The sequence below is a fragment of the Janthinobacterium sp. FW305-128 genome (genome assembly GCF_020858135.1).
GTDB lineage: Bacteria > Pseudomonadota > Gammaproteobacteria > Burkholderiales > Burkholderiaceae_D > Janthinobacterium.
In genome coordinates, this window is record NZ_JACYMK010000005.1 from 195,399 (window position 1) to 219,953 (window position 24,555).

Annotated in this window: 20 protein-coding genes; 11 read left to right on the top strand and 9 right to left on the bottom strand. The window is 66.5% G+C overall.

The window, feature by feature from the left end; genetic code table 11:
- Positions 1-59 precede the first annotated feature (59 nt).
- Complete coding sequence (locus IGS60_RS12795) at positions 60-479, top strand: DUF2177 family protein (RefSeq protein ID WP_070289674.1); 420 nt, start codon at positions 60-62, stop codon at positions 477-479.
- On the opposite strand, the gene IGS60_RS12800 is transcribed toward IGS60_RS12795, so the two are convergent.
- From IGS60_RS12800 to IGS60_RS12810, 3 genes are all read right to left on the bottom strand, one after another.
- On the bottom strand, positions 460-1,410 hold the full coding sequence (locus IGS60_RS12800; protein ID WP_070313479.1) for a PP2C family serine/threonine-protein phosphatase: 951 nt from the start codon (positions 1,408-1,410) through the stop codon (positions 460-462). The two genes, IGS60_RS12795 and IGS60_RS12800, sit on opposite strands and share 20 nt — an antisense overlap.
- Positions 1,411-1,553: 143 nt before the next feature.
- A complete protein-coding gene (locus tag IGS60_RS12805; RefSeq protein WP_070289651.1) occupies positions 1,554-2,000 on the bottom strand; it encodes a glycine zipper domain-containing protein in 447 nt (148 codons plus the stop codon).
- Positions 2,001-2,120: 120 nt separating this feature from the next.
- The gene (locus tag IGS60_RS12810; RefSeq protein WP_070224661.1) at positions 2,121-2,651 is read right to left on the bottom strand and encodes a GNAT family N-acetyltransferase; all 531 of its coding nucleotides are present in this window, start codon (positions 2,649-2,651) and stop codon (positions 2,121-2,123) included.
- A gap of 175 nt (positions 2,652-2,826) precedes the next feature.
- Between IGS60_RS12810 and IGS60_RS12815 the strand changes: the two genes are divergently transcribed.
- Both IGS60_RS12815 and IGS60_RS12820 read left to right on the top strand, forming a co-directional pair.
- Positions 2,827-4,275, top strand: a complete 1,449-nt coding sequence (locus tag IGS60_RS12815) for a M20/M25/M40 family metallo-hydrolase (RefSeq protein WP_230504746.1) — start codon at positions 2,827-2,829, stop codon at positions 4,273-4,275.
- Between the two features lie 6 nt (positions 4,276-4,281).
- A complete protein-coding gene (locus IGS60_RS12820) occupies positions 4,282-5,187 on the top strand; it encodes a LysR family transcriptional regulator (protein ID WP_230504748.1) in 906 nt (301 codons plus the stop codon).
- Here IGS60_RS12820 and IGS60_RS12825 read toward each other — a convergent pair.
- The 5 genes from IGS60_RS12825 to IGS60_RS12850 form a co-directional block, all read right to left on the bottom strand.
- Positions 5,174-6,637 (bottom strand): efflux transporter outer membrane subunit, encoded by a 1,464-nt coding sequence (locus IGS60_RS12825; RefSeq protein WP_230504750.1) that lies wholly within the window; start codon positions 6,635-6,637, stop codon positions 5,174-5,176. The two genes, IGS60_RS12820 and IGS60_RS12825, sit on opposite strands and share 14 nt — an antisense overlap.
- Complete coding sequence (locus IGS60_RS12830) at positions 6,634-9,774, bottom strand: efflux RND transporter permease subunit (RefSeq protein WP_230504752.1); 3,141 nt, start codon at positions 9,772-9,774, stop codon at positions 6,634-6,636. The genes IGS60_RS12825 and IGS60_RS12830 overlap by 4 nt, the downstream gene beginning before the upstream one ends.
- Positions 9,775-9,783: 9 nt before the next feature.
- Positions 9,784-10,920 carry an efflux RND transporter periplasmic adaptor subunit gene (locus tag IGS60_RS12835; RefSeq protein WP_230504754.1) on the bottom strand — a complete coding sequence of 379 codons (1,137 nt, stop codon included), beginning with the start codon at positions 10,918-10,920 and terminating at the stop codon, positions 9,784-9,786.
- Entirely contained in the window at positions 10,917-13,136 is a 2,220-nt protein-coding gene (gene epsC / locus IGS60_RS28455) for a serine O-acetyltransferase EpsC (RefSeq protein ID WP_306798483.1), read from the bottom strand. The genes IGS60_RS12835 and epsC overlap by 4 nt, the downstream gene beginning before the upstream one ends.
- Before the next feature lie 463 nt (positions 13,137-13,599).
- The gene (locus IGS60_RS12850; protein ID WP_230504756.1) at positions 13,600-14,457 is read right to left on the bottom strand and encodes an MBL fold metallo-hydrolase; all 858 of its coding nucleotides are present in this window, start codon (positions 14,455-14,457) and stop codon (positions 13,600-13,602) included.
- Between the two features lie 178 nt (positions 14,458-14,635).
- Between IGS60_RS12850 and IGS60_RS12855 the strand changes: the two genes are divergently transcribed.
- Positions 14,636-14,872: a hypothetical protein gene (locus IGS60_RS12855; protein ID WP_070257673.1), complete on the top strand. Its 237-nt coding sequence runs from the start codon at positions 14,636-14,638 to the stop codon at positions 14,870-14,872.
- Positions 14,873-14,993: 121 nt separating this feature from the next.
- Positions 14,994-15,242 (top strand): hypothetical protein, encoded by a 249-nt coding sequence (locus IGS60_RS12860; RefSeq protein WP_034751890.1) that lies wholly within the window; start codon positions 14,994-14,996, stop codon positions 15,240-15,242.
- 102 nt (positions 15,243-15,344) lie between these two features.
- On the opposite strand, the gene IGS60_RS12865 is transcribed toward IGS60_RS12860, so the two are convergent.
- Entirely contained in the window at positions 15,345-15,536 is a 192-nt protein-coding gene (locus tag IGS60_RS12865; RefSeq protein ID WP_230504758.1) for a hypothetical protein, read from the bottom strand.
- Positions 15,537-15,586: 50 nt separating this feature from the next.
- Here IGS60_RS12865 and prpB point away from each other — a divergent pair, with 50 nt between their 5' ends.
- The 6 genes from prpB (at position 15,587) to IGS60_RS12895 (ending at position 24,555) form a co-directional block, all read left to right on the top strand.
- Positions 15,587-16,474 (top strand): methylisocitrate lyase, encoded by an 888-nt coding sequence (gene prpB, locus IGS60_RS12870; protein ID WP_070220951.1) that lies wholly within the window; start codon positions 15,587-15,589, stop codon positions 16,472-16,474.
- A 69-nt stretch (positions 16,475-16,543) separates the two neighbouring features.
- Positions 16,544-17,698 carry a 2-methylcitrate synthase gene (gene prpC / locus IGS60_RS12875; protein ID WP_070220950.1) on the top strand — a complete coding sequence of 385 codons (1,155 nt, stop codon included), beginning with the start codon at positions 16,544-16,546 and terminating at the stop codon, positions 17,696-17,698.
- Positions 17,699-17,721: 23 nt separating this feature from the next.
- Positions 17,722-20,316, top strand: a complete 2,595-nt coding sequence (acnD, locus tag IGS60_RS12880) for a Fe/S-dependent 2-methylisocitrate dehydratase AcnD (RefSeq protein ID WP_230504956.1) — start codon at positions 17,722-17,724, stop codon at positions 20,314-20,316.
- A 120-nt stretch (positions 20,317-20,436) separates the two neighbouring features.
- The gene (gene prpF / locus IGS60_RS12885) at positions 20,437-21,636 is read left to right on the top strand and encodes a 2-methylaconitate cis-trans isomerase PrpF (RefSeq protein WP_230504760.1); all 1,200 of its coding nucleotides are present in this window, start codon (positions 20,437-20,439) and stop codon (positions 21,634-21,636) included.
- Between the two features lie 144 nt (positions 21,637-21,780).
- Positions 21,781-23,316: an MBOAT family protein gene (locus IGS60_RS12890; RefSeq protein WP_230504761.1), complete on the top strand. Its 1,536-nt coding sequence runs from the start codon at positions 21,781-21,783 to the stop codon at positions 23,314-23,316.
- Between the two features lie 12 nt (positions 23,317-23,328).
- Positions 23,329-24,555 (top strand): hypothetical protein, encoded by a 1,227-nt coding sequence (locus IGS60_RS12895; RefSeq protein WP_230504763.1) that lies wholly within the window; start codon positions 23,329-23,331, stop codon positions 24,553-24,555.

Here is a 24,555-nt window from a genome sequence, read left to right on the forward strand (position 1 = left end):
TTTTGCATTATGCTGGCGCAACTGTTGCCCTCAACGCCGCCTGACGCCGAAAGATGACCATGCCTGCCCAACGCCCGTTCCAGCTTGCCATTGCCTATGGCGCCGCCTTGTGCGTATTTCTGGCCATCGACGCCCTGTGGCTGGCGGTGCTGATGAAACCCGTGTACGCCGCGGCGCTGGGCCCTTTGCTGGCGGACACGCCCCGCTGGGCGCCGGCCGTGTTGTTTTATCTGCTGTACGTGGCCGGACTGCTGGTCTTTGCCATCCTGCCCGGCTTGCGGGCGCGCCGCGGACGCACGGCGGCGGCGCTGGGCGCGCTGTTGGGGCTGCTTGCCTACGGCACCTATGATTTGAGCAACTATGCGACCTTGCGCGGCTGGCCGCTGGCCTTGACGGCGATCGACATGGCCTGGGGCACCGTGCTGTCGGCCGTGTCGGCCACGGCCGGCTACCTGGCCGCTAGCCGCCTGGGACGGTGAATGCCGCATCGAAGCGCAGCGCCACCACGGTAATGTTATCGCTATACAAGCCTTTTGGCGGATGCAAGAGGAAGTCGTCGAACAGGTCGCTGACGGCCTGAGCCGCAGTCTTGCCGGCACACAAGGCGGGCCAGCGGGCGGTGAGGGCGAGCGGATCCTCGCAGGCCCAGAAACCGTCGCTGGCCAACAGATAGTGGGCGCCGGGACGCACGCGCAGCACGCGGCGGTCGCCCAGGTGCGCGAGGAAGGGCGGCAAGGTGGCCGCATCGAGGCCGCGCAAGGGCTTGTCGAGCTGCAAGCTGTCGCTGATGGCGTTGCCTAAAATGAAGGCCTGCGAGATTTGCGGATGGTGCTCGCCGTGCACGGCGGCGCGCCAGCGCGTCTCGTCGAGCGCGCCGCGCATGGCGTACACGGTGGCCGGCACGTGGTCGACGGTGAGGATGCTGGCAACCCCGTCGGCAATTTCATACAGGCGCGAATCGCCCACGTGATACAGCAGCGGCGCTTCGCCGGGCGGCACTTCCAGCAAGGTCAGGGTGGTGCCCGGCGGGCGCGCCTGGGCTGGCGCCGTCCTGGCGAAGGTATCCTGCAAGCGCGTGTGCAACTGGTCGAGTTTGGCTGCCAGGCTGGCCGTGTCGAGGCAGGCGGGTACGGCCAGCAAGCCTTGCACGGCCGCTTCCGCCGCTTCGCGCCCAAGGCCGTGGCCGCCCATGCCGTCGAGCACGGCGGCACGCACGTGGCCGCGCGGCCAGCCCGGCACCTGGCAGTGGAACGGCGCCTGCCGCGACAGGCAGACGGCGTGGCCGCTGGCATCGATCAGCAGGAAGTTGTCCTGGTTTTCGCGCCGGGGCATCGGGCCGGCGCCCACGCTGGTGCCGGCGGCGGCATCGAGCCAGGGGCCAAAGTCGAGCGCGTCTTTAATTAAATGCATCGGTTGGTGCGGTCCAGGCGGCCAGCAATGTTGATCGTAGGACACAGCTTAGCCGAAATCGTGCGGGGGCGATACCTTGCCTGTTTCGCAAAAAAACCTGCGGCAGCAAGCTGGCGCAGGTTTTATATGGTGGCGGGTGTCGCTTAACGGCGATGGCCCCAGCCGTGGCCGTGACCGTGGCCACGGTCATAGTAGTCGTAGCGGCCATGGTCGCGGTAGTAGCCGCGGCCCGGCTGCACGTAGACGACAGCCGGCGGGCCGTAGTAGCGCGGTGGCGGCGCGTAGTACACGGGCTGCGGCGCCGGGGCGTAGTACACCGGTTGCGGCGCAGGCGCGTAATAGGTTTCGCGGTAGCCGCCGCGATAGCCGCCACGGTCGTAGTAGCGGTCATTCGTGCTGATGCTGTTGCCGACGGCGGCGCCCAGCACGCCACCGACGATCGCACCATTGCGTCCGCCGGTGCTGTTGCCAATGGCCGCCCCGACAACGGCGCCTGCAACGGTATTGAAGTCGCGGTCACCGGCGACTGCGGCCGAAGACACAGCCACTGCCGCTACCATTACCGCACCCAGGAGTTTCTTGTTCAACATGGCATTTCCTTCCATTCCGGCGAGATCACAATGATCTGCATGAACTGGACTATATCTGCTGCCGCAAGCTTGTTCCACGTCTAATACAACTTATTACAATCGGGGCGGGGCGGTAACAAGTCAGCGCCGGCGCGCCTGCCATTCTGGACGAAGCAGGCTGTACATTTTGGCGTCGCGCATCACGCCGTTGATAAAGAAAGCCTGGCGTATCAAGCCTTCCTGGGTAAAGCCGTTCTTTTGCGCGATGCGCTCGGAGCCGATGTTCAGCGGGTCCATCAGCAGCTCGAGCCGGTGATACGGATAGGCGCTGAACAGGTAGTCGACCACCAGGCGCGTCGCTTCGCTGATGTAGCCGCGCCCGTCCCGCTGCCGGTCGAACAGGCGGTAACCGATTTCGCGAGAGGCTGGCGTGCGGCTCTTGAAGTGCGTGATCGTGCCGATGATGTGCTGTGAGTGATCTTCGATGAGGAACAATTCGCTGTCTTCGGTGACAAAGCCCGATTGCAGGAAGTCGCGCCGCATGGCCTCGGGCGACTTGAATTGCATGGAGAAAAACTCGCCGCGCGAGGGCAGGTCGTTGACGAGGGAAATATAGGTATTCAGGTCGGCAGCCTGCAAATGCCGGATGGTGCAGAGGGTTCCCTTGAGCATGTCGGTTTCCGGTAGCGATCACGAATCTTCATGGTAATCGACTCTGGGGGCAAGAGGCAATCGGTCCCGTAAAAGTTGCTGCAATGACAGAACAAATACGCTATCGTAGACAGCCGCGCCTTGCCCATGGCCACGGCGTACCCGCTTCGACCTCGTTGACTGGAACTGACATCACATGCAAATCATCCTGACTGGCGCGCCATTGCGCCGTTCCGTTTTATCCATCGCCCTTGGCTGCATCGTCAGCGCCGGCGCCTTTGCCGCCGCACCGGGCAATACGCCGCAAGCGCTGGCGCAGGTGCGCGACACGGCGCTGCAAAGCGACTGGGCCTACGCCCGCTTGGCCGACATGACGGATTTGATCGGCCCGCGCCTGTCCGGCTCCGCAGGCGCGGCCGCCGCCGTGCAGCAGGTGGCCGACGCCATGCGCCAGCTGGGCGCCACCGTCACCCTGCAGCCCGTGAAAGTGCCGCACTGGGTGCGCGGCGTGGAAACGGCGGAAATCGTCGACTATGCGGGCCGTCCGCAGGGCGTGTCGCAGCGCGTGGTGCTCACGGCCCTGGGCGGCTCGGGCGCCACTGCGGCCGCCGGCCTGACGGCGCCCGTGATCATCGTCAAGAGCCTGGACGAACTCAAGGCACGCGCGCCGGAAGTGAAGGGCGCCATCGTGCTGATCGACACGCCGTTCGACCAGGAGATGGCCGAACGGGGCCTGGCCGGCGTTACCTACGGCCAGGGTTCGCGCGCGCGCTTCCTCGGGCCGAAGGCGGCGGCCGACCTGGGCGCGGCGGCCGCGCTGGTGCGCTCGGTCGGCGGCGCGAACTTCCGCATCCCGCATGCGGGCGCCACGGGCCTCGATGACAACAAGCGCATTCCGGCCGCCGCCGTCACCGTGGAAGACGCCTTGCTGATCGGCCGCCTGGCCGCGCGCGGGCCCTTGAAAATGCACCTGACCCTGACGCCGCAAAACCTGCCGGAAGCGGACAGCTACAACGTGATCGCCGACTGGCCCGGCACGGACAAGGCCGGCGAAGTGGTGGTGGTCTCGGGCCACCTCGATTCCTGGGATCTGGCGACGGGCGCGCACGACGACGGCGCCGGCGTCGTGGCGGCCATGGGCGTGGTGGAAACCTTGAAAAAGCTCGACTACCGCCCGCGCCGCACCATCCGCGTGATCGCCTGGATGAACGAGGAAAACGGCGGCCGTGGCGGCCAGGCCTACTTCGAGGCCCACAAGCAGGCGCTCGGCAAACAATACGCGGCCATCGAGATGGACAGCGGCGCCGGCCGCCCGTTCGGCATCCTCGCCAGCGTGGGGCCGAAGTCGGAAAAACTGTTCGCACCGCTGCGCGCTGCCTTGCTGCCGATGGGCGCGCACGCGTTCACGCGCCGCGACGCGCTGGGCACGGGCGACCTGCACCGCCTGGAAACGGGCGGTGTGCCCAGCTTCGAGCCGCTCGTCGACAGCCACAGCTACTTCCACTACCACCACACGCCGGCCGACACCCTGGACAAGGTCGACCCGGATAACCTCAAGCGCAACGTGGCGCTGATGGCGTCGCTGGCGTGGTTCCTGGCCAATATCGATGGCGAGATCGGCCGCGCGCCGGAGCAGGGCGAGTAAGCGCCAATGTCGCTACCCGATCTGAACCTGTTGATCACCCTCGATGTCCTGCTGGCCGAAGGCAGCGTCACGCGCGCGGCGCGGCGCTTGCGTCTGAGTCCATCGGCCATGAGCCGCGCCCTGGCGCGCCTGCGCGAGACGACCGGCGATCCGCTGCTGGTACGCGCCGGGCGTGAACTGGTGCCCACGCCGCGCGCGCTGGAGCTGCGCGAACGGGTGGGCCGCCTGCTGGGCGAGGCGCTGGCCGTGCTGGGACCGGTGCAAGCACTCGATCCGCGCCAGCTGGCGCAGACGTTCACGCTGCGTGCGAGCGATGGCTTCGTGGAAAATTTCGGCCCGGCCCTGCTCGCGCATATCGGCGCGCAGGCGCCTGGCGTGCGCCTGCGCTTCGTGCAAAAGCTCGACCGCGAAAGCCTGCAGCTGCGCGAGGGCAGCATCGACCTGGAAACGGGCGTGATCGGCAGTCTCACCAGCCCGGAAGTGCGCACGCGCAGGCTGTTCGGCGACCGTTTCGTGGGCGTGGTGCGCAGCGGCCATGCGCTGGCGCAAGGAGCGATCAGCGCCGAGCGCTATGCGGCCGGCCAGCACGTGCTGGTGGCGCGGCGCGACCAGGATACGGGACCGATGGACGACGCGCTGGCCGCGCTGGGATTGCAGCGCACGATCGCCAGCATCGTCGGCGGCTTCACGGCGGCGCTGGCGCTGGCCGCCGGCTCCGACCTGATCGCCACCGTGCCGGAACGGCATACGGGCAATCTGCGCGCCGGCATGTTCAGTTTCGCGCTGCCGCTGGGCATGCCGGACCTGACCGTGTCGCTGATGTGGCATCCGCGCATGGATGCCGACCCCGCCCACCGCTGGCTGCGCGGCTGCGTGGTCGACGCCTGCGCGGCCCGGATCAGCGCCGGCTGATGGCGCCGGCAGCGGCCTGCTGCACGGGCCCGTCGAAGCCGCCGGCCATGGCCGTGTAGCCGCGCGCCGTGGCGATGGCCACGTCGCGGTGCGCCGTCACCAGCTGCTCCTGCGCGGCCAGCGCAATGCGTTCCGCTTCGAGCACGCCGAGCAGGCTTTCCGCGCCTTCCTGGTAGCGCACGCGCGCCAGGCGCGCGCTTTCCTGCGCCAGCCGGTGCGCCTCGCGCAGTTCCGCTTGGCGGTTGCGCAATTGCACCCATTGCGCGATGGCGCTGTCGGTTTCCTCCAACGCCAGCGCCAGCGCCTTGTCGAAGCCGGCCTGCGCGGCCTGCACCTCGGCCCCGGCCGCGCGGGCGCGGGCGCGGCGCGTGCCGCCATCGAACAGCGGCAGGGAAAACGCGGCGCCCGCATGCCAGCGCGCCGCATCGCCGCCATTCCAGTCGCCGGCCACGCCGGAGGCGCCAAACAGCGCGCCCAGGCTGATGCGCGGGAAGCGTTCGGCGATGGCGGCGCCTTCGCGCGCGCTGGCCGCTGCCAGCGCCCGTTCGGCCGCGCGCACGTCGGGCCGGCGCAGCAGCAGGTGAGCCGGCTCATCCGTCAACAAGGTTTGCGGCAGCGTCAGCGGCATCGGCTGGTCGAGCGCCGCCAGTTCCGGCGCATCGAGACGCTGTCCGGTGAGCGTCGCCAGCCGGTTGCGCGCCAGGCGTTCTTCGGCGTTCAGGCTGGGCAGGCGGGCACTGGCCAGGCGCATCTGCGCCTCGGCGCGCATGCGCTCGGCCGGCGCGGCGCGGCCCGCGCTTTCGCGCTCGCGCACCAGTTGCAGGGTGCCGGACTGGTTCGACAGCTGCTCCTGCAGGCTGGCGCGCATCTGCTGCGCGCCGCGCAGCACCAGGTAGGCGTCCACCACCTGCGCCAGGATCAGGCGCCGCACATCGTCGCGCACGGCGGCGCGCTCGTCCGACGATGCCTCGGCAGCGGTGATGCTGTGGCGCACGCGGCCGAACAGGTCGAGCTCCCAGCTGAAGACGGCGCTCCACTGCAGCGGCGAGGCGATGTGCGGCTGGCCGCCGCGGCTCTCGATCGCCGCCAGGCGCGCGCGTCCGGCCTGGGCGTCGAGATCCACCGCCGGCAGGCGGGCGCCGCGCGCGGCCTGCGCGAACTCGCGGGCGCTGGCCAGGCGCGCGGCGGCGATGCGCACGTCGTAGTTGTCTTGCCAGGCGCGCTTGACCAGCTGCTCCAGGCTGGCATCGCCCAGTGCCTGCCACCACAGCGCCGGCGGCGCGCCGGCCTGCAGTTCCGGGCCGCCCGCCGAGGGCAGGGCAGACAGTTGCGCCGGATCGAGCGCCCGCGTCGCCGTGGGCGTGCCGGCGCTGCAGCCGGCCAGGGCCAGCATGGCCGCCGCCAGCAGCGGCGCGGCGCGGCGCGTGTTCAGGTGTGTCATGCGGCTCATGCGGCTTCTCCCAGCGCGACCGTGTGCGTGGCCGGCGCCGCGCGGCGCCTGCTCAGCAAGGTGAAAAACAAGGGTGTAAACAACAGGCCCGACAAGGTCACGCCCAGCATGCCGGCGAAGACGGCCGTGCCCATCGACTGGCGCATTTCCGCGCCCGCACCGGAAGACAGCATCAGCGGTATCGCACCCAGCAGGAAAGCCAGCGACGTCATCAGGATGGGACGCAAGCGCGTGCGGGCGGCGGCGATGGCCGCTGCGCGCGCATCGGCGCCGGCCGCCATCGCCTGGCGCGCGAATTCGACGATCAGGATGGCGTTCTTGGCGGCCAGGCCGATCAGCACCACGATGCTGATCTGCGTCAGCACGTTGTTGTCCAGGCCGCGCCACGACACGCCGATCAGCGTGGCCAGCACGCAGCTGGGCACGATCAGCACGACGGACAGGGGCAGCAGCCAGCTTTCAAACAGGGCCGCCAGCAGCAGATACACCAGCAGAACGGCCAGTCCCAGCACCATGCCGGTGCTGGCGCCCGCGTGTTTTTCCTGCAGCGCCAGTTCCGTCCACTCGTAGTCGAAGCCGGCCGGCAGGCGCGCCTTGAGCAGTTCTTCCATCGCGGCGATGGTCTGCCCCGTCGAGTAGCCGGGCCTGGTGCTGCCCTGGATTTCGGCGGCGGGATACAGGTTGTAGCGCGGCACGCGGAACGGTGCCGTGCCTTCGCTGAAGGTGGCCACGCTGCCCAGCGGCACCATGTCGCCGCTGGCGGTGCGCGTCTTGAGTGCGGCCAGGTCGGCCACGCTGCGCCGGTAGGGCGCGTCCGCCTGTGCGGTGACGCGCCAGACCCGGCCCATCAGGTTCATGTCGTTGACAAACACGGGTGCCAGGTAGCTTTGCAGGGTCTCGTTGATGCGCAGCGGCGGCACGCCCAGGTATTCGGCCCTGGTGCTGTCCAGTTCAACCTTGATCTGCGGGCTCATGGCGTTGAACGGCGTGAAGGCGCCCGTCACCGAGGGCAGTTTCCCCGCTTCCTCGGCGATGCCGCGCGCGGCCGCCTGCAAGGCTTGCGGTCCCAGGCCGCCCGTGTCGCGCAGCATCAGCTTGAAGCCGCCGCCGGTGCCGATGCCGCGCACGGAAGGCGGCGGTATGACCATCACGCGCGCCGCGCTGATGGGCGCCAGCTTGCCGCGCAGGGCGCCCAGCATGGCCGGCCCGTCCAGGCCACTGCTGGCGCGCGCGCCGAAGTCCTTGAACATGGTGAAGATGACGGCCGTGTTGGGCGCCGACGTAAACGTGGCGCCGTCGGTGCCGACGAAGGCGGCCGTGTGGGCCACGCCGGGGTGGCTCATCAGGCGTGCCGTGGCGTCCTGCACCACTGCGCTGGTGCGCGCCAGGGTCGAGCCGGCCGGCAGCTGGATCGAGACGATGGCATAGCCGCGGTCCAGCTGCGGCACGAAGCCGCGCGGCGTCGCGTCCAGGCGCCACAGGGTCAGGCCCGCCAGCACGAGGTACACGGGCAGCATCAGCCAGCGCCGCGAGAGGATGCGCCCGGTCAGTTGCACGTAGCCGCCCGTCAGGCGGGAAAAGCCGCGGTTGAAGATGGCCATCCAGCGCGCGCCCAGGCTGTTGGCATCGTGCTGCGGCTTGAGCAGCAGCGCGGCCAGGGCCGGCGACAGCGTCAGCGAGACCAGTGCCGAGATCACGGTGGAGGCGGCGATGGTGACGGCGAACTGGCGGTAGAACATGCCGGAGATGCCATCGATGAAGGCCGTTGGCACGAACACGGCCACCAGCACCAGCGCGATGGCGACCAGCGCGAAGCCCACCTCGTTCATGCTGCGCTGCGCCGCGGCGACGGGGCTCATGCCGTCCTCCATGTGGCGCTCGACGTTTTCCACCACCACGATGGCGTCATCGACGACGATGCCGATCGCCAGCACCAGGCCGAACAGCGACAGGGTATTGAGGGAATAGCCCATCGCGGCCAGCACCGTGAAGGTGCCGACCAGGGACACGGGAATGGCCAGGATGGGAATGACGGCGGCGCGCCACGAGCCGAGGAACAGCAGCATGGCCAGGCACACCAGCAGTGCCGCCTCGAAGATGGTGTCGCGCACCTTGTCGATCGAGGAACGGATGAATTCGGTCGGATTGTAATAGGCATGGTAGGCGACGTCCTGCGGGAAATCGGCTTCCATTTTGGCCAGCAGCGCCAGCACGCGGTCGCCGGTGGCCAGCGCGTTCGAGCCGGGCAGCAGGCTGATGCTCAGCGCGATGGCCGTGCGGTTGTCGACGAAGCCGCTTTCCGCGTAATCCTGCGCGCCCATCTCGACGCGCGCCACGTCGCGCAGGCGCACCACGCCGCCGTCGGCATGGGCGGCGACGATGATGGCCTCGAATTCGGCCACGTCGCGCAAGCGGCTTTGCGCCTGCACCTGCACCTGGTAGGCGCCATCGCTGCCGCCGGGCGGCTGGTTCAATACCCCGGCGGCGACCTGCGAGTTGGCTTGCCGTACCGCCGCGATCACTTCCGGCGCGCTCAGGCCCAGCGAGGCCACGCGCGCCGGATCGAGCCAGATGCGCATCGAGAAGTCGCGCGCGCCGCGCGTGTAGATGTCGCCGACGCCTTCGATGCGGGCCAGCTGGTCCTTGACGGCGGTGCCGATGAAGTTGGAGATGTACTGCTGGTCGCGCGTGCCTTTCGGCGAATCGAACAGCACCACCATCAGCTGGTCGGGCGAGGCCTTCTTGACGGCCAGACCCAGCCGGCGCACGGCGTCGGGCAGGCGCGCTTCGGCCACCGCCACGCGGTTCTGCACCAGCGACTGCGCCTGTTCGATGTTGCTGCCCGGCTTGAACACCACGCTGATGGTCAGCTTGCCGTCGCCCACCGATTGCGAGGACATGTAGAGCATGCCGTCGACGCCGTTGATTTCCTGTTCGATCGGCGCGGCGACCGTATCGGCGATTTCCTGCGCCGAGGCGCCAGGATAGCTGGCCTTCACCGTCACCGTGGGCGGCACGATCTCGGGAAACTCCGAGATCGGCAGGCGCATGGCCGACACCGCGCCCACCAGGGTGATGAGGATCGACAGCACGATGGCAAACACGGGACGGCGGATGAAAAATTGGGAAAAACGCATGCTTGCTCCTTATGCGCCGCTGGCGCGGGGAGTCGCCACCAGGACCTGGTCGCCCGGGCGCACCTTGGCCGCGCCGGAGACGATGACCCGCTCCCGCGGTCCGAGGCCGGACAGCACGATCTGCTTGTCGCCCTGCAGGCCGCCCAGTTCCAGCTTGCGCGGCGCCACCTTGCCCGCCGCGTCCACGATGAACACCATCTTTTTGTTCTGGTCGCTGAGGATGGCGGCGTCGGGCACCAGCAGGCGCTCTTGCGCCGCGCCGACGGGAATGCGCACGCGCGCAAAGCTGCCCGGCATGACGGCGTGGTCGGCGTTGGCCAGGCTGGCGCGCAGGCGCACCGTGCCCGAGCGGGCGCTGATCTCGTTGTCGACAAAATCGACGCTGGCATCCTGGGCGGGACCGCCGCCGTCGAGCGCCAGCTGCACCTTGGACGGCAGCCTGCTTTGCTGGCGCAGGCGCTGGAAATCCGCTTCCGACAGGTCGACCGTGGCGCGCACGGGGCTGTGCGCGACGATGGTGGTCAGCACGCCGCTTTGCGCGGCGCCGCCGGCCACGTAGTTGCCGACGTCGACGCGGCGGTCCGACACCGTGCCGGCGATGGGCGCGCGCATGGTGGTGAAGGACAGTTCCAGTTCGGCGCTGCGCAATTCCGCCTGGCTCAGCATGACGGCCGCCTGCGCGCCTTCCAGCTCGCCGCGCGCCCTTTCCAGCTCCTCGGTGCTGGCCGCGCCCGTCTGCTGCAGCCGGCTGCTGCGTTCGAACTGGGCCGTGGCCAGCTTGCTGCGCGCATGGGCCTGGGCCAGGCTGGCCCGGGCGCGGTCGCGCGCCGCCGCGAAGGGGCGCGGGTCGATGACGAACAGCGCATCGCCGGCCTTGACCTGCTGGCCGTCGCGAAACGCGATTTGCTGCAAGTAGCCCGATACGCGCGAGCGCACTTCCACGCGCTGCGACGGCTCGATGCGGCCCGTGTAGTCGAGGCTTGCCTGCACCATCGACGTTTCCGGCAGCGCCACGGAAACGGTCGGCTTGGGCGGCGGGTTTCCGGGCGAGGCCTGGGAGCGGCCGCAGCCGGACAAGGCGGCGCTGCAGGCCAGGGCCAGCAGCAGTGGGAAGGGCAGGGACGGGGTCGGACGGGGGCGCATCATGCGGGGTCTCCAGAAGGCGTAGGGGGCTTGGCCAGGGCGCGGCCGAGTGCGAAAATGGCCAGCGCGGCGAGTATCAGCGCGCTGGCGACGGCAAAGGTGGCGTGCATGCCACGGATCATGGCGGCAGGCCGGGCGCCAGCGATATCGCCAGCGCCGGCGGCGAAGACGGCGCCCATCACGGAGGCGCCCGTGACGAGGCCCAGATTGCGCGACAGATTGAGCATGCCGGAAATGAGGCCGCGCTGCTCGGGCACGATGTCGCCCATCACGGCGGTATTGTTGGCCGCCTGGAACAGCGCATAGCTGGCCGTGAGCAGCATGATCGGTGCGACGTAGCCGGGGATGCCCAGGCTGGCCGGCAGCAGCGACAGTGCCAGGCAGGCGGCGGCCGCGCCGCACAGGCCCGCGCCGCCCATGCGCTGCGCGCCGTAGCGGTCCACCAGCCAGCCGGACGGCACGCCGCAGAACGCCGCCACCAGCGGCCCGGCCGCCAGCACCATGCCGGTGACGGCCGTGCCCAGGCCCAGGCCGCGCGCCAGGTAGAACGGGCCGACCACCAGGGTCGACATCATGACCGTCGACACCAGCATGCTGGTCGCCAGGCCCGCGCTGAGCACGGGCGCGCGCAGCATGGCCAGGCGGATCAGCGGCGCCGGCGCCTTCAGTTCCACATACACGAACAGGGCGCCGCCCACGCAGGCGGCCAGCAGCAGCGCCACGTTGCGCATGCCGAAATGGCCGCGCCCCAGGGTCATGGCCAGCGCGTACGCGGCCAGGGTCAGCGCCAGCAGCAAGGTGCCGCGGTGGTCGAACACGGGCCGCCTGGCGTGCGCGCCGCCCCGGTCAGCCGGCAGGTAACGCCAGGCCAGCAGCAGCGCCACGCCGGCCAGCGGCACGTTGACGAGGAAGATGGCTTGCCAGCCGAAGCGCGCGATCAGCAGGCCGCCCAGCGCGGGCCCGAGCGTTGTGCCGACGGCCGACATGGTGCCGAGCAGGCCCATGGTGCTGCCCGTCCTGGCCTTGGGCACGGTGCTGCCGACAAAGGCCATGGTCAGCGCCATCATGACGGCAGCGCCCAGGCCCTGCAGGGCGCGCGCGGCGACCAGCAGCCACAGGGTGGGCGACAGGGCGCACAGGATGGAGGCGGCGGCGAACAGGGCGATGCCGGCCAGCAGCAGGCGGCGCCGGCCGAGCATGTCGCCGAGGCGGCCCACGCTGACGATCAGCGCGGTGATGGCCAGCAGGTAGGCCAGCACGATCCATTGCACGTCCTGGAACGGCGCATGCAGGGCCCTGGCCATGTCGGGCAGGGCCACGTTGGCGATGCTGGTGCCCAGCGCGGGCAGCAGCATCGACAGGGACAGGCTGGCAAGGGCGCCGCGCACGGGCATGGTGGCGGTGCCGGCCGGGGTGGCCTGCTGGCTTGGAGGTAGGGGTTTTGACGGCGAATTCATAAGGTGGCTTGTCCATCCAATAAGAGTGATTCCATGGTAACGAGGGATTTGGCATGGCGGAAGACGCATCATTTGCACTATATTGTTGCGTTTGACGCCATGTCTGGTGCGTGGGCGCCGCTGCAGCATCTGGCCCATCTCGAAGGCGGGCGGGCTGTCGGCCAGGCGGCAGCGGACGATGCGCCCGGGAATGCCGGCCACCGTGCAATGGGCGGGCACGTCCTGCAGGACCACGCTGCCGGCTGCCGCCTTGCTCATGGTGCCGATTTCGATGTTGCCGAGGATATTGGCGCCCGCGCCCAGCATCACGCCCGAGCGTATCTTCGGATGGCGGTAGCCATGCTCCTTGCCGGTGCCGCCCAGGGTGACGTTCTGCAGGATGGAGACGTTGTCGTCGACTGCGGCCGTTTCGCCGATGACGATGCCGCTGCCCTGATCGAGCATGATGCCCGCGCCGATGCGCGCGGCCGGATGGATGTCGATGCCGAAGACGCCGGCCGCATGGCTGGACAGGGCAAAGGCGGCCTCGCTGCGGCCCGCCGTCCACAGATGGTGCGCCATGCGGCAGGTTTGCAGCGCGTGAAAACCCTTCAGGTTCAGTCGCGCGTGCAGGCTGTCGGGGCAGGCGGGATCGCGCTGCGCGATGGCCGCAAGGTCGGCCGTGATGCTGGCCAGGATGGGCGGCTGCGTGCTTGGATTGTCCTCGAACAGGGGCCGCAGCACGGCCGGGCGCATATCGCGCGCGCCCAGGCGCTGTGCCAAGATGGCGGCAGCCCGGCGGGGCTGTCTTGCGGCAGTATCAGCTCGGCGAGCTGCTGCGCCATGCCGCGCACCTGCGTCCACACGCCGGGAATGTCGTCGGACTGGCTGGCTGCGGCGGCATCGATGCGGCGCAAGGGCGGCGCAGGCGGCAGGGGGCTGGCATAGGTCAAGTAAGTCATCGTGGTGCCTGTCCAGGCAAAGGAAGGGGGAAAGTGGAGCGCATGGCAACAGGGCCGGCGCCGGCTGGCAAGTGCCCGGGCTCCCGGAAGGCAGGGCCAGGCGATTGCGGATACACGATAAGCCGCCACGAAGGACGAAGCAAATTGTAAATACTGAGCGCGCGGCTCACGATTCCTGATGCTTGGGGAGGCAGGGGCGCATGCCGCGCTGGCGCGCGGGCAGGCGGCGCCAGGGGGAGGTGCGATGAGGCGGGAAGGAGGGGGCGGAGCGTGGCCCCGCGAAATTACAGCGCGTTGAGCGGAATCTTCAGGTAGCGCACGCCGTTGTCTTCCGGCTCGGGCAGCTTGCCTGCGTTGATATTGACCTGGATGGCAGGCAGGATCAGGGTCGGCATGTCGAGGGTGGCGTCGCGGCCCGTGCGCATGGCCACGAATTGCTCTTCCGTGATGCCGTCGCGCAAATGGATGTTGCTGGCGCGCTGTTCCGCCACCGTCACTTCCCAGCGCGCCTCGCGGCCGTTGGGCGGGTAATCGTGGCACATGAACAGCCGCGTTTGCGGCGGCAGCGCCAGCAAGCGCTGCACGGAGCGGTACAGCAGGGTAGCGGAACCGCCGGGGAAGTCGCAGCGGGCCGAGCCTACGTCCGGCATGAACAAGGTGTCGCCGACGAAGACGGCGTCGCCGATCTGGTACGCCAGGTCGGCCGGCGTGTGGCCGGGCACGTGCAGCGCGCGTACTTCCAGTTTGCCGATATGAAACACCTGGTCGGGCGCGAACAGCTGGTCGAACTGCGAGCCGTCGGCTTTGGCGCCGTCCTGGTGATAGACGGCCGCGAAGGCCTGCTGCACCGTCTGGATGGCGGCGCCGATGGCCACGTCGCCGCCCAGCTGCTGCTGCAGGTAGGGCGCGGCGGAAAGATGATCGGCGTGCGCGTGGGTTTCCAGCAGCCAGCGGCACTGCAAGCCGTGTTCGCGCACGAAGGCGATTACCTTGTCGGCCGAGGCGGTGGAGGTGCGGCCCGCCTTCGGGTCGTAATCGAGCACGGAATCGATGATGGCGCAGTCCCGGCCATCGGCTTCGTAGACAACGTAGGTGACGGTGGCGGTGGTCGGGTCGAAGAAGGCTTGGATTTGTGGAGTCATCACGGCGGCAAGGGACGGGCAAGGGAATGGCATTATATCGCCAGAGTTCGCTAAAAAAATGCTGCAAATTGACATTTGACATGCGAAAAACAGATAAGCGGGCATGCATGCCTCCTTCGCAGTCGTGCGCACGCTCGCGCTTGCAGCATGGTAACCTCATTCTTCCAAGGAGGAATTCATGAACGATATCACTGCACGCAGCGAACAGTACCGCGGTTTTACGATTTCCGTGACCCCGCAAAAGGATAATGACGATTTATGGGATTTTACCTACCGCCTGCAGCGCGAGGGCGAACCCGAAGCGCAGGCGATCACGCGCAGCCGCACCCTGGGCGGCTACGCGGCGCCCGAGACCGCTTGCACGGCGGGCCTGGAAGTGGCCAGGACGGAAGTGGATAATCTGCTGCGCCCTTGAGCCAGCGTAAATCGTTTAGCCCGAAAACGCGCCTGACTACGGCCGGCGCGTGAAACACGTCGCTGCCGGCAGCGCTTCGTGCTACGATTTCCAGTATTGAGTCAGTCAAAGGAGGCACCCCATGAATAGCAGTTCTAAAATTCACTATAAAGGCTGGGAAATCGTTCCCCTGGCCGTGCCCACCACCGATGGCAAATGGTCGGCCAGTTGCGACATCGAACGCGCCACGGCGGAAGGCCTGGAAGTGTTCGAAGGCTCGACCATGCAATTCGTGCGCGACGACGAGGAGGGCGCCATTGCCGCCGCCTGCGAGGAAGCCGTGCGCCAGATCGACAACATCATCGCCAACCCGCTGGTGCGGCTGGCCTAGTCCTTGAATTTCCAGCAAACCTGCAGCCGGCGCCCGCCGGCTTTTTTTATGTGCGCGTCTGGCGTCCCGCCTGCCTGGTGGCAGCCCGGCACGTTTCATGTTTCAATGTTTCAAATGGAATGATTGAAACATATTTGAAACATCGTTGGCCTGAATCGTGACATCGCTGTTGCCTGGCGTGGCAGCGCCTGCAGTGCTGCCGCGTGGCGGTTTACAATGGTTTTCACTGTGCCGTGGCGCATTTTCCGCGCGAGCGCATGGTGCTGGCACGGCATTTGCAATATCAATGTTCATAGCCACTCCGTGAAACATTCGGGACCGTCCGAAACCCATAAGGTGAACACATGACTCAATACTCCGCAGGTGCCGCATTCCGCAAGGCCGTCCAGGAAGAATCCCCGTTGCAAGTCGTCGGCGCCATCAACGCCAACCACGCCTTGCTGGCCAAGCGCGCCGGCTATAAAGCCATCTACCTGTCCGGCGGCGGCGTCGCGGCCGGCTCGCTGGGCTTGCCAGACCTGGGCATTTCCAGCCTGGACGACGTGCTGACCGACATCCGCCGCATCACCGACGTGTGCGACCTGCCGCTGCTGGTCGACGCCGACACGGGCTTCGGCGCCTCCGCCTTCAACGTGGCGCGCACGGTGAAATCGATGATCAAGTTCGGCGCGGCCGGCCTGCACATCGAAGACCAGGTGGGCGCCAAGCGCTGCGGTCACCGTCCGGGCAAGGAAATCGTCAGCAAGGAAGAGATGGTCGACCGCATCAAGGCGGCCGTCGATGCGCGCACGGACCCGAATTTCGTCATCATGGCGCGTACCGATGCGCTGGCCGTCGATGGCCTGGAAGCGGCACTGGAGCGCGCCGTCGCCTGCGTCGAAGCGGGCGCCGACATGATCTTCCCGGAAGCCATCACGGACCTGGACATGTACGCCACGTTCGCCAAGGCCGTCAACGTGCCGATCCTGGCCAACATCACGGAATTCGGTTCCACGCCACTGTTCACCCTGGACGAACTGCGCAGCGCCCACGTGGGCCTGGCCCTGTACCCGCTGTCCGCCTTCCGCGCCATGAACAAGGCGGCGGAAAACGTCTACCAGGCGCTGCGCCGCGACGGTACGCAAAAGAACGTCGTCGACACCATGCAGACGCGCATGGAACTGTATGAATCGATCAATTATCATGATTTCGAGCAAAAACTCGACGCGCTGTTCGCCGCGCAAAAGAAATAAGTAAAGAAACAGGGACCGCATGCCGGTCCCGCAGTGACGCACCCGAGACTATTCAATCTGGAGAACACAATGACCGCACCGCAAGCCGCCACTTTCAAGCCTAAAAAATCCGTCGCCCTGTCCGGCGTCACCGCCGGCAACACGGCGCTGTGCTCGGTCGGCAAGACCGGCAACGATTTGCATTACCGCGGCTACGACATCCTGGACGTGGCCGACAGCTGCGAGTTCGAGGAAATCGCCTATTTGCTGGTGCACGGCAAGCTGCCGACCTTGGCGGAACTGAAAGGCTACAAGGCCAAGCTGAAGTCCTTGCGCGGCTTGCCGTCGGCAGTGAAAGCGGCGCTGGAAGCGCTGCCGGCCGCCGCCCACCCGATGGACGTGATGCGCACGGGCGTGTCCGTGCTCGGCTGCACCCTGCCGGAAAAGGACGATCACAACGCGCCGGGCGCGCGCGACATCGCCGACCGCCTGATGGCGTCGTTCGGCTCCATGCTGCTGTACTGGTACCACTACAGCCATAACGGCAAGCGCATCGAAGTGGAAACAGACGACGACTCGATCGGCGGCCACTTCCTGCACTTGCTGCACGGCGAAAAACCGTCGGCGTCGTGGGAAAAAGCCATGCACACGTCGCTGATCCTGTATGCGGAACACGAATTCAACGCGTCGACCTTCACCAGCCGCGTGATCGCCGGCACGGGTTCGGACATCCATTCGGCCATCACGGGCGCCATCGGCGCGCTGCGCGGCCCGAAACACGGCGGCGCGAACGAAGTGGCGCTGGACATCCAGAAGCGCTACGACAATGCCGACGAAGCGGAAGCGGATATCCGCGAACGCGTCGCCAACAAGGAAGTGGTGATCGGCTTCGGCCACCCCGTCTACACGATTTCGGACCCGCGCAATAAAGTCATCAAGGAAGTGGCCCGTTCGCTGTCGCAGGAAGCGGGATCGACCAAAATGTTCGACATCGCCGAGCGCCTGGAATCGGTCATGTGGGAAATCAAGAACATGTTCCCGAACCTGGACTGGTTCTCGGCCGTGTCGTACCACATGATGGGCGTGCCGACGGCGATGTTTACGCCGCTGTTCGTCATCTCGCGCACCTCGGGCTGGGCCGCCCACATCATCGAACAGCGCATCGACAACAAGATCATCCGCCCGAGCGCCAATTACGTCGGCCCGGAAGACCTGGAATTCGTGCCGATCAAGGACCGCAAATAATGAGCACCGCAATGAGTACCCCCATGAATACCCTGTACCGCAAACCCTTGCCGGGAACAGGGCTGGACTACTTCGACACGCGCGCCGCCGTCGATGCAATCGCCCCAGGCGCCTATGCCACCTTGCCCTACACCTCGCGCGTGCTGGCCGAAAACCTCGTGCGCCGCTGCGACCCGGCCACCCTGAACGCCTCGCTGAGCCAGTTCATCGAACGCCGCCGCGACCTCGATTTCCCGTGGTTTCCCGCCCGCGTCGTCTGCCATGACATCCTGGGCCAGACGGCCCTGGTCGACCTGGCCGGCCTGCGCGATGCCATCGCGGCCCAGGGCGGCGACCCGGCCCTGGTCAATCCCGTCGTGCCGACGCAGCTGGTAGTGGACCATTCGCTGGCCGTCGAATGCGGCGGTTTCGACCCCGACGCCTTCGCCAAGAACCGGGCCATCGAAGACCGCCGCAATGAAGACCGTTTCGATTTCATCGACTGGACCAAGAAGGCCTTTAAAAACGTTGACGTGATCCCGCCCGGTAACGGTATCCTGCACCAGATTAACCTCGAGCGCATGTCGCCCGTGATCCAGGTGCAAAATGGCGTGGCCTATCCCGACACCCTGGTGGGCACGGATTCGCATACGCCGATGGTCGATGCGCTGGGCGTGATCGCCATCGGCGTAGGCGGCCTGGAAGCGGAAAGCGTGATGCTGGGCCGCGCCTCGTGGATGCGACTGCCCGACATCATCGGCGTCAAGCTGACGGGTAAACCACAGCCGGGCATCACGGCGACCGACACGGTGCTGGCGCTGACGGAATTTTTGCGCAAGCAGAAGGTCGTCTCGTCCTACCTGGAATTCTTCGGCGAAGGCGCATCGCACCTGACCCTGGGTGACCGCGCCACGATTTCCAACATGGCGCCGGAATTCGGCGCCACGGCCGCCATGTTCTACATTGACGCGCAAACCATCAAGTACCTGAAGCTGACGGGCCGCGACGACGAACTGGTGAAACTGGTGGAGCTGTACGCCAAGGAGACGGGCCTGTGGGCAGACAGCCTGGTGGACGCCCAGTACGAGCGCGTCTTGAGCTTCGACCTGTCGTCCGTCGTGCGCAATATCGCCGGGCCGTCGAATCCGCACAACCGCGTGCCGACGTCGGAACTGGCCGCGCGCGGGATTTCCGGCGTGGTGGAAAACGAACCGGGCAAGATGCCGGACGGCGCCGTCATCATCGCCGCCATCACCAGTTGCACCAATACGAACAACCCGCGCAACATGATCGCGGCCGGCCTGATCGCGCGCAATGCGAACCGCCTGGGCCTGACGCGCAAGCCGTGGGTCAAATCGTCGCTGGCGCCCGGCTCGAAAACCGTGGAGCTGTACTTGCAGGAAGCGGGCCTGATGCCGGAACTCGAAGCATTGGGCTTTGGCGTGGTGGCTTTCGCCTGCACCTCGTGCAACGGCATGTCGGGCGCGCTCGACCCTGTCATCCAGGACGAAGTAGTGTCGCGCGACCTGTACGCCACGGCCGTCCTGTCGGGCAACCGCAACTTCGACGGCCGCATCCACCCGTACGCGAAACAGGCTTTCCTCGCCTCGCCGCCGCTGGTGGTGGCCTACGCGATCGCCGGCACCATCCGCTTCGATATCGAGAAGGATGTGCTGGGCCATGACGCTGACGGCAAACCGATTCTGTTGAAAGATATCTGGCCGTCGGACGAGGAAATCGACGCCATCGTCGCGTCCAGCGTCAAGCCGGAGCAGTTCCGCAAGGTGTACATCCCGATGTTCGCCGCGCAGGCGGACGACGGCATCAAGGTCAGCCCGCTGTACGACTGGCGTCCGCAGACGACGTATATCCGCCGTCCGCCGTACTGGGAAGGCGCGCTGGCCGGCGCGCGGCCCTTGAAAGGCATGCGTCCGCTGGCCGTCCTCGGCGACAATATCACCACCGACCACTTGTCGCCATCGAACGCCATCATGCTCGATAGCGCGGCCGGCGAATACCTGGCGAAGATGGGTTTGCCCGAGGAAGACTTCAATTCCTACGCCACGCACCGGGGCGACCATTTGACGGCGCAGCGCGCCACGTTCGCCAATCCGACCTTGAAGAACGAGATGGTCATCGAGGACGGCAAGGTGAAGGCCGGTTCGCTCACGCGCATCGAGCCGGAAGGCAAAATCTCGCGCATGTGGGAAGCCATCGAGGTGTACATGGAGCGCAAGCAGCCCCTGATCATCATCGCCGGCGCCGACTATGGCCAGGGTTCCTCGCGCGACTGGGCCGCCAAGGGCGTGCGCCTGGCGGGCGTGGAAGCCATCGTGGCCGAAGGTTTTGAACGCATCCACCGCACCAACCTGGTGGGCATGGGCGTGCTGCCGCTGGAGTTTTTGCCAGGCGTGAACCGCAAGACCCTGGGCCTGGACGGCAGCGAAACCTACGACGTCGTGGGCGAGCGCACGCCGCGTTCCACCTTGACCCTCGTCATCCACCGCAAGAACGGCGACACGGTCGAAGTGCCCGTCACCTGCCGCCTCGATACGGCGGAAGAGGTGTCGATTTACGAGGCGGGCGGCGTTCTTCAACGATTCGCGCAGGATTTCCTCGAATCTTCGAAAGCCGCGTAACGGTAGGTCGGATTAGCGCTTGCGCGTAATCCGACCTTATCTGCCAAAACGCGCCAACAATGTGTCGGATTACGCGCGGCGATGCCCCGCTGATCCGACCTACCTCTTCCAGGAAAATTCATGACCCACGTACCCCAAATCAAGATCCCCGCCACCTACATGCGTGGCGGCACCAGCAAGGGCGTGTTCTTCCGTCTGCAGGATTTGCCCGCCAGCGCGCAAGTGCCGGGCGCGGCGCGCGACGCCTTGCTGCTGCGCGTGATCGGCAGTCCCGACCCTTACGGCAAGCAGATCGACGGCATGGGCGGCGCCACGTCGAGCACCAGCAAGACGGTGATTCTGGCGAAAAGCACGATGCCGGAGCACGACGTCGACTACCTGTTCGGCCAGGTCTCGATCGACAAGCCGTTCGTCGACTGGAGCGGCAACTGCGGCAACCTGTCGGCCGCCGTCGGCTCGTTCGCCATTGCCAGCGGCCTGGTGGACGCGGCCCGCGTGCCTGCCGATGGCATCGCCACGGTGCGCATCTGGCAAGCCAATATCGGCAAGACCATCATCGCCCACGTGCCCATGACGCAGGGCGAAGTACAGGAAACGGGCGACTTCGAACTCGATGGCGTGACCTTCCCGGCCGCCGAAGTGAAGCTGGAATTCCTCGACCCGGCCGCGGACGAGGAGGGCGGCGATGGTGGCAGCTCGGCCATGTTTCCTACTGGCAACCTCGTCGATGACCTCGACGTGCCCGGCATCGGCGTGTTGAAAGTCACGATGATCAACGCGGGCATCCCGACGATTTTCGTCGATGCGCACGCCATCGGCTACACGGGCACGGAACTGCAGGACGCCGTCAATGGCGATCCGGCCGCGCTGGCCCGCTTCGAGACCATCCGCGCGCATGGCGCGCTGCGCATGGGTTTGATTTCCCATCTCGATGAAGCGGCGAAGCGCCAGCACACGCCGAAGGTGGCCTTTGTCGCCAAACCGGCCGGCTATGTGTCGTCGAGCGGGAAAAAGGTGGAGGCGGGCGACATCGACCTGCTCGTGCGCGCTCTGTCGATGGGCAAGCTGCACCACGCCATGATGGGCACGGCGGCAGTTGCCATCGGCACGGCGGCGGCTATTCCCGGCACCCTGGTGAACCTGGCAGCGGGCGGCGGACCCCGCAACTCGGTGCGCTTCGGCCACCCGTCGGGCACCCTGACGGTGGGCGCGCAAGCGCAGCAGGTCGATGGCCAATGGGGCGTAACCAAGGCCATCATGAGCCGCAGCGCGCGCGTACTGATGGAAGGCAGCGTGCGCATTCCCGGCGACGCGTTTTAAGGCCAGGTAGGCCGATGCGCAGGCAGATCAGTTGATATTTCTGCTAGCAAAGAAACTGAGCGACAAGGAAAATGGGGGAGCGTCAGCCGCGATGCGTGCAGCGCAGACGCTGGCGACCTCCCATACTTCCCGACGGGTGAACTGATGTTATTTAACTCTTACGTCTTCCTGTTCGCGTATCTGCCCATCACGGTGGCCGGTTTTTTCATCCTGGGACGGCGCAGCGAATTATGGGCTGCCGCCTGGCTGGCGTCGTCGTCGCTGTTCTTCTATGCGTACTGGGATTACCGCTACCTGCCGCTGTTGCTGGGCTCCGTTGTCTTTAACTATGGCTGCGCGGCCTGGCTGGCGGCCAGCCCCCGGCCGCGCAAGAAATGGATACTGGCTGCCGCCATTGCCGCCAACCTCGGCTTGCTTGCCTACTATAAATACGCGGGATTTTTCATTGCCAGTCTGGCGCAATTGCTGGCGCAGCCAATTCCCTCTTTGCACGTGATTCTGCCGATCGGCATCTCGTTTTTCACGTTTACGCAGATCGCCTTCCTGGTCGACACCTGCAAGGGCAAGGCGCAGGAAAGCCGCTTCGTCCACTATCTGCTGTTCGTCACGTATTTCCCGCATCTGATTGCCGGTCCTGTCTTGCATCACAAGGAAATGATGCCGCAATTCGCCGACCGGCGTACCTTCCGCCTGTCGGCCAGCAATATCGCCATCGGCAGCACGATTTTTTTCATCGGCCTGGCCAAGAAGGTGCTGATTGCCGACAATATCGGCGCCTATTCGGCGCCCTTGTTCAGTGACCCCGCCGCGCCATCCTTGCTGATCGCCTGGGCTGGCGTGCTCGCGTATGCCTTCCAGTTGTACTTCGATTTCTCCGGCTATTCCGACATGGCCATCGGCTTGTCGAGATTATTTGGCGTGCGGCTGCCGCTGAATTTTGCTTCGCCCTACAAGGCGCGCAATATCGCGCAATTCTGGCGCCGCTGGCACATGACCCTGTCGCGCTTCCTGCGCGACTACCTGTATATCCCGCTGGGCGGCAACCGCTGCGGGCCCGTGCGGCGCTACCTGAACCTGATGATCACCATGGTGCTGGGCGGCCTGTGGCATGGCGCCGGCTGGAATTTCATCGTCTGGGGCGCGCTGCATGGCGCTTACCTGGCGATCCACAAGGCCTGGAGCACGGTGACGCGCAAGCTGCACCTGCCGTCAGATACGCGCGTTGGCAACATCCTGGCGACGGCCCTCACTTTCATTGCCGTCTGCGTCGCCTGGGTCTTCTTTCGCGCACCCGACATGGCCACCGCCCTGACAATCATCCAAGGCATGGCGGGCGGCTTTGGCCTGGATTTGCCCGATGCGCTGGCTCCCCATTTGCTGCCGCTTCAGCCTGTGCTGGCCGCCATGGGCATGGGCTATTACCTGGGCGGCGGCACGGTGTTCATTGAAAGCTGGACGTGGATAGCGGTGGCAGCGCTGATTACTTTTTCCATGCCGAATACGCAGCAGATCATGCGCCACTTTGATCCGGCGCTGGATTTTCCTGCTGGTGGGCGACACCTGCGCGCCTGGCTCACCTGGCGCGCCTCGCCTGCGTGGGCGGCCGCCATCGCCGTGCTCGCGCTGGCGAGCATGCTGGCCCTGAACCGGCCCGCTGAATTCCTGTATTTTCAATTCTAGAGAGGGCGCATCATGACGGCATCCCCTTTCAAATCCTATCTGGCCGTACTGGCGCTGGTGCTGGCGGGGGGCGCCGTGCTGGTGGGCGCCTTCGTTTTCGTTGTCGACCCTTATGGCCTGTATGGCGTCGTCCGGCGCGATAATTTCAATGCCGTCAAGCCGGGCCTGAGCCGCTACCAGAACCAGATCAAGCAGGAACATGCGCTGCACAGGCAGCCGCGCTTCATCATCCTCGGCAATTCGCGCGCGGAGATCGGCTTCGATCCGCGCGCCAGCGCCTTGTCGGCGCTGGGCGCCGGCTACAATCTGGCGATTCCGGGCACGGGCCTGGCGACATCCGCCAGCCAGTTTGCGCAACTGCGCCAGGCCGGCGTCAAGCCGCGCACGGTCATCGTGGGCATGGAATTCATCGATTTTCTCAATCCCGCCGTCGCACCGTCCGCACGTCCGGCGTCAGCGGCCGCCGCGCCGGCGCATGGCCGCGCCTTCTGGCGCTTCGATGCGCTCTTTTCGCTGGCCTCCGTCAAGGATGCCGTGCACACGCTGCGCATTCAGCACGACGATGAGGCGGCCACCTTGTCGGCCGATGGCTTCAATCCCTTGCTGGAGTACGGCGCCCATGCGCGCCGGGATGGCTACCACAAAATGTTCACGCAGCGGGCGCAGGAAAGCGCCGCCAGCTTGCGCCGCAAATCGACGCGGAGCCTTGCCACCGAAGACTTTCGATTGCTGCGCACCTTTTTGCTGGCGATGGCGGCCACCGAGGCCGATATCAAGCTGGTGATCTATCCGTATCACGCGCAAATGCTGGCCATGTTCGAGGCTGCCGGGCTGTGGCCCCTGTTCGAAGTATGGAAAGCACAGCTGGTGCGGGAAATGGGCGCGGTCAAGGCGCGCTACCCGGATGCGCATATTTCCCTCACGGATTTCAGCGGCTATGGCGCATACAACTGCGAGCCGATACCCGCCGCCAATGAGCGCGGCACTGCCACGCGCTGGTACTGGGAGGCCGGACATTTCAAGAAGGCGCTGGGCGATATCGTATTGCAGCGCGTGATGTCGCCGCAGGATGTTGCGCCTGGCGATGGGCAGTTTGGCATGCCGCTCGATGACGCCAGCCTCGAGGAAAACCGCGCGCGGATCGCGCAGGAACGCAACAGTTGCGCGGCGGCGCAGCCGGCATTGTTTTCAAGGCAGCTGCTCGCCACACAGCATAGCCACACTGGAGGAAGCAGATGA

Excerpts from the sequence above, each read along its gene's own strand:
- IGS60_RS12795 (WP_070289674.1), top strand. The coding sequence starts at position 60 with ATGCCTGCCCAACGCCCGTTCCAGCTTGCCATTGCCTATGGCGCCGCC.
- IGS60_RS12800 (WP_070313479.1), bottom strand. The coding sequence starts at position 1,410 with ATGCATTTAATTAAAGACGCGCTCGACTTTGGCCCCTGGCTCGATGCC.
- IGS60_RS12805 (WP_070289651.1), bottom strand. The coding sequence starts at position 2,000 with ATGTTGAACAAGAAACTCCTGGGTGCGGTAATGGTAGCGGCAGTGGCT.
- IGS60_RS12810 (WP_070224661.1), bottom strand. The coding sequence starts at position 2,651 with ATGCTCAAGGGAACCCTCTGCACCATCCGGCATTTGCAGGCTGCCGAC.
- IGS60_RS12815 (WP_230504746.1), top strand. The coding sequence starts at position 2,827 with ATGCAAATCATCCTGACTGGCGCGCCATTGCGCCGTTCCGTTTTATCC.
- IGS60_RS12820 (WP_230504748.1), top strand. The coding sequence starts at position 4,282 with ATGTCGCTACCCGATCTGAACCTGTTGATCACCCTCGATGTCCTGCTG.
- IGS60_RS12825 (WP_230504750.1), bottom strand. The coding sequence starts at position 6,637 with ATGAGCCGCATGACACACCTGAACACGCGCCGCGCCGCGCCGCTGCTG.
- IGS60_RS12830 (WP_230504752.1), bottom strand. The coding sequence starts at position 9,774 with ATGCGTTTTTCCCAATTTTTCATCCGCCGTCCCGTGTTTGCCATCGTG.
- IGS60_RS12835 (WP_230504754.1), bottom strand. The coding sequence starts at position 10,920 with ATGATGCGCCCCCGTCCGACCCCGTCCCTGCCCTTCCCACTGCTGCTG.
- IGS60_RS12850 (WP_230504756.1), bottom strand. The coding sequence starts at position 14,457 with ATGACTCCACAAATCCAAGCCTTCTTCGACCCGACCACCGCCACCGTC.
- IGS60_RS12855 (WP_070257673.1), top strand. The coding sequence starts at position 14,636 with ATGAACGATATCACTGCACGCAGCGAACAGTACCGCGGTTTTACGATT.
- IGS60_RS12860 (WP_034751890.1), top strand. The coding sequence starts at position 14,994 with ATGAATAGCAGTTCTAAAATTCACTATAAAGGCTGGGAAATCGTTCCC.
- IGS60_RS12865 (WP_230504758.1), bottom strand. The coding sequence starts at position 15,536 with ATGAACATTGATATTGCAAATGCCGTGCCAGCACCATGCGCTCGCGCG.
- prpB (WP_070220951.1), top strand. The coding sequence starts at position 15,587 with ATGACTCAATACTCCGCAGGTGCCGCATTCCGCAAGGCCGTCCAGGAA.
- prpC (WP_070220950.1), top strand. The coding sequence starts at position 16,544 with ATGACCGCACCGCAAGCCGCCACTTTCAAGCCTAAAAAATCCGTCGCC.
- acnD (WP_230504956.1), top strand. The coding sequence starts at position 17,722 with ATGAATACCCTGTACCGCAAACCCTTGCCGGGAACAGGGCTGGACTAC.
- prpF (WP_230504760.1), top strand. The coding sequence starts at position 20,437 with ATGACCCACGTACCCCAAATCAAGATCCCCGCCACCTACATGCGTGGC.
- IGS60_RS12890 (WP_230504761.1), top strand. The coding sequence starts at position 21,781 with ATGTTATTTAACTCTTACGTCTTCCTGTTCGCGTATCTGCCCATCACG.
- IGS60_RS12895 (WP_230504763.1), top strand. The coding sequence starts at position 23,329 with ATGACGGCATCCCCTTTCAAATCCTATCTGGCCGTACTGGCGCTGGTG.